The sequence below is a fragment of the Rubritalea sp. genome, from assembly GCF_039830215.1.
Lineage (GTDB): Bacteria > Verrucomicrobiota > Verrucomicrobiia > Verrucomicrobiales > Akkermansiaceae > Rubritalea.
Window position 1 is genome coordinate 1 of the sequence record NZ_JBDOPO010000122.1, and the last position, 4,198, is coordinate 4,198.

The window sequence follows — 4,198 nt, forward strand, 5'->3', positions numbered from 1 at the left end:
AATATTGGTGACGAATACCTAGGTAAAGCCCCCAATTTTTGCACCGAGCACGCCACCAGCATTGGGCTCGGTGGCCCGGCGCACAGGCAAATTAATTTACGCTGCTAGAAGACAGTAATGCGGTGGCTAACGAAGTGATCGACCTCCCCTCCAATTCCCACTTTCAAAAAATCGACCAATATGCATTCATCAGCCCGACGGGCCCATCAGGCCCATCAGACTCAAGGAAGTTGGTGATGGCCGTAGCGTTACCTCTACACGTCAGCCTTTCTGGATTACCTACACCCTGGTTAGGGCCTAGTGCAGGAATACTCACGGCTCAGCAAATCGTGATAATGTCCATTCAAGCTGCACTTCGAAATAACAGCACAAATTTACCATTTATAGGCGAGATGGCGGAGATGCTAGAAAAAGACTTCGCATCTGCTCGATTTCTAGCGCACAATGAACTCAACGATCGACCATTCCGCTTCCGCATCGCTGCTCGAATCGCCCGCTTATTTTCACCGATTCTCTAAATGCCCCAGAAAAAGACAGCCAAGAAACGTAAAGATTATGCGGGATTGAAGCCTAAAAAAGGATGGGTCAAACGCAACATCCACTTCTTTGGAATGCGCATCTTCACCCAGGTTTTCAAACGCCGCCTGGGCACGACAAGCGAAGCAGTTCTTGCCCCTCCAGCAGCTGGAATTGCCCGCGTCACGTGGATTGGTCACGCCTCTTTTTTACTCCAGTTCGCCGATCATTCTGTCCTCATCGACCCGAACTGGGCACATTGGCACGGTTTCGTTAAGCGCCAGCGCAATCCTGGGCTCGGCATCAAGTTCCTGCCGCATATAGACCTCGTACTCGTTAGCCACGCTCACTTTGACCATTTACATAAAAAGTCTCTCAAAATTGTCGAATCCCGCGAAGGCATCGTGGTACCTAAAGGCAGTGGCTCTTTGGTTAAGAAACTAGGATTCCATTCGGTCTACGAAATGGCTCTTTGGGATGAACTTACTTTTTCTGATCTCACCGTCACCCACACACCGGCCCACCACTGGGGGGCGCGCTATCTTCACGACACCCACCGCGACTACGGCGGCTACATCGTGAAATCGGGTGACCTCACCGTCTTCCACTGTGGAGATTCAGCCTACTTCGAAGGATTTATCGAGATTGGGAAACGCCACCACATCGATATCGCTATCATGCCTATCGGCGCCTATAATGCCCCGAGCGGAAGGGATGTGCACATGAACCCAGAGGAAGCAGTCAAAGCATTCCAAGAACTCGGCGCAGAGTTCCTGATACCGATGCACTATCGCACCTTTCCACTAGGAAACGAACCCTACCACGAGCCAGAAGAACGCCTACTGGCCGAGGCCAAAAGACTGGGTCTAGAAGACCGCGTGATCATCCTCGATGAAGGTGTCGGGATCGAGCTTGAAGGGAAATTTAGCGCTAATAGCGAGGACTCCTAGATTTTCTCCCACTGCTTACTGAAGTGCTCACCGTTCAGCCGAACTGGAGCGTGTGTGGCTCAGCACGACTCTGCGGCGGGCACGGCTTGACGCGCGTAGCCGGCAAGCCACTCTAAAACAACATAGTAACCAACTATCAACAACAGTTTTAACCTCACCAGTCTGAAAAATCCCGCCCACATGTGCCGAGCCACACGCACTCGGAGATTTCTCTGATGCAAGACTACTCTGGACTACTCCCTAAACCAGAGAGTCAAAAACATTCCACCAGCATCTAAGGCTCGGTATTTCTTACCACGTAGCGTGAGTCCACTTTCTACTCTGAGATAATCAGTAAGATAATGAATTGAGCACTTGTATGTTAGTCATCCACGTTGACACTATCTCACATGACTCGCCGTCTCTTCTCTATTCGTGCTTTCCAGGCACTCGCATTCCTCACCCTTCTGACCTCAGGAGTCGCCCAAGCTGCTGCTCCATCCATCGGCGCCAAGCGTGCCATCGTGATCGATAACACTACTGGCCGCATTTTGTACCAAAAAAATGCGCATGAGAAGTGTGCTGTCGCTTCCACCCAAAAGCTTTTAACAGCAATCTGCGTGATCGATGCTGGCTCACTCCGCGACAAAGTGGTGGTACAAAAGACCGACACGTATTGTGAGCCTACTAAACTCTACGTCAAGCCAGGTGACACCTACACGCGTCAGGATCTGCTCAAGGCATTAGTTGTCAAATCGGGCAATGACATCGCTCGAGCATTGGCTCGTGACGTCTCCGGAAGCCAAGTTAATTTCGCCAGATACATGAACAAAAAAGCGAAGCAAATGGGGATGAATAACTCCAACTTCGTCAATCCTAACGGACTCACTGAAAAAGGCCAATACTCCACAGCCTACGACGTTGCAGTCTTGGCCCGCAATGCCTACAGCCGACCACAAATTCGCGAAATGATGAAAACCAAAGGGTATTATTTCAAGTACGCGAACGGCTCAAAAAAGTATCTCAAAAACACCAACCGTCTCCTCACCTCAGTCCCTTACTGCAATGGAATGAAGACTGGAACCACCAAAGCTTCAGGCCGCTGCCTCGTCTGCTCTGGAACCTACAAAGGGCGCACTGCTATTGTCGTGTGTCTCGGTGCCACCTCCCAGACTATTTGGAAAGACTCTGAAAAACTCTTGCGCTGGGCGCTCGAGAACTAAGATCATGCGTAGCCCTGAAGAGGAATTGGCTGCGTTGGAAACCGCGTCACTGAGACGCACTCTCCGATCAGTGGACTCACCGCAGCTCACACACGCCGACATTTGCGGGAGCAAGTTGCTTAATTTCGCGTCAAACGACTACCTTGGGCTAGCCAATCATCCCGCGGTAAAGTCAGCCTACCAAGATGCTGTAGGAACCTGGGGAGCCGGATCTGGTTCTTCTCGGCTTATTTGCGGGTCACTCCAGCCTCATAGAGAATTAGAACACTATCTAGCTGCAGCCAAAAGTACTCAAGCAGCCTTAGTATTTGCCAATGGTTACAGCACTTCAGTAGGCACCCTTTCAGCTCTCTTGCGCAAGGGCGACACTGTGATTCTCGACAAACTCAGTCACGCATCGTTGATCGATGGAGCACGGCTGTCCAGCGCGACGGTCCGAGTGTTTCCGCACAACGATTTGGCCAAACTCGGTAAAATTTTAGCCTCCGTCAGTCAAAAGTCCGATGACGAGTCACGTACCCTCATTGTCACTGAATCAGTCTTCAGCATGGATGGGGACATCGCGCCGCTGCGAGAGATAATTGCTCTCAAAGAAAAATATGGAGTACTCTTACTAGTCGATGAAGCACACGGCTTGGGGGCCTACGGCCCCAGTGGCATGGGCCTAGCCGAGCACCTTGAATGCAGCGCTGGGGTCGACCTGCATATGGGAACTCTCGGAAAATCTGCTGGCGTCGCTGGTGGCTACATTGCCGCCAAAAAGGCATTCATTGATTTGCTCGTCAACCGAGCACGCTCCTTCATTTATTCAACAGCTCCACCTCCTGCACAATCAGCGGCAGCCCTCGCTGGACTAAAAATCATCCGCTCAGATGAAGGCGCAGCACTCAGAGATAAACTATGGTCAAACATTCGTCACTTTGCCGAACTCACCCAGTGTGAGCTCCCCACTAGCTCTATCATTCCATGGCACGTGGGCGACTCTGAAGCTGCTTTAGTGCTTTCTCAGAAACTACAAGCGCAACATTCCATACTCGCTCCTGCTGTTCGCTACCCCACAGTGCCACGCAACACAGCTAGGTTGAGGATCACCCTCACCGCGATGCATTCCCCTCAGAACATCAGCGATCTTTGCTCCGCTATCCGCAAATCTCTATAGATTTTTTCTCTAGCAGAGATCAAAAAATCTACAGGAACTACAGTTAATGCCGTGAAGTATAGCTCTAACAAAATAGTAATCACCGCGCTGCTCAACATCAACAAGCACCTCCATCGCAAGGCTGGCTGAGTCGTCGTTTCGAAAAGCCAACCAGAATAAACTTAACATACTGACTATAAATCGATTACACCTATCACAGCGAAGCCCCCAATTCACATGTAGTGCCTCATTCCATTCTTAAGATTCTATTTTTTTCCTATGATAAAATAAAGCCGAAGCCTCTTGATGAATTAGGTTCCGGCTCAAAGAACCATCCCTAAGTACTGCAGTTGCCCTCGAACAGAATGTGGAAGGGAGAGGCACTATCAGTT

Annotated in this window: 4 protein-coding genes; all 4 read left to right on the top strand. The window is 50.4% G+C overall.

What is annotated here, in order from left to right; all coding sequences use genetic code 11:
- The first annotated feature begins 122 nt into the window (after nucleotides 1-122).
- The 4 genes from ABGY95_RS04065 to ABGY95_RS04080 all read left to right on the top strand — a co-directional run bounded on the left by ABGY95_RS04065 (nucleotide 123) and on the right by ABGY95_RS04080 (nucleotide 3,827).
- Nucleotides 123-518, top strand: coding sequence for a hypothetical protein (locus ABGY95_RS04065; protein ID WP_347440428.1), 396 nt, complete (start codon nucleotides 123-125; stop codon nucleotides 516-518).
- Nucleotides 519-1,466, top strand: a complete 948-nt coding sequence (locus tag ABGY95_RS04070) for an MBL fold metallo-hydrolase (protein ID WP_347440429.1) — start codon at nucleotides 519-521, stop codon at nucleotides 1,464-1,466.
- Between the two features lie 389 nt (nucleotides 1,467-1,855).
- Nucleotides 1,856-2,668: a D-alanyl-D-alanine carboxypeptidase family protein gene (locus tag ABGY95_RS04075; protein ID WP_347440430.1), complete on the top strand. Its 813-nt coding sequence runs from the start codon at nucleotides 1,856-1,858 to the stop codon at nucleotides 2,666-2,668.
- A 4-nt stretch (nucleotides 2,669-2,672) separates the two neighbouring features.
- Nucleotides 2,673-3,827: an 8-amino-7-oxononanoate synthase gene (locus ABGY95_RS04080; RefSeq protein WP_347440431.1), complete on the top strand. Its 1,155-nt coding sequence runs from the start codon at nucleotides 2,673-2,675 to the stop codon at nucleotides 3,825-3,827.
- Nucleotides 3,828-4,198: the final 371 nt, after the last annotated feature.

Coding starts and splice junctions, on each gene's coding strand:
- ABGY95_RS04070 (WP_347440429.1), top strand. CDS start 519: ATGCCCCAGAAAAAGACAGCCAAGAAACGTAAAGATTATGCGGGATTG.
- ABGY95_RS04075 (WP_347440430.1), top strand. CDS start 1,856: ATGACTCGCCGTCTCTTCTCTATTCGTGCTTTCCAGGCACTCGCATTC.
- ABGY95_RS04080 (WP_347440431.1), top strand. CDS start 2,673: ATGCGTAGCCCTGAAGAGGAATTGGCTGCGTTGGAAACCGCGTCACTG.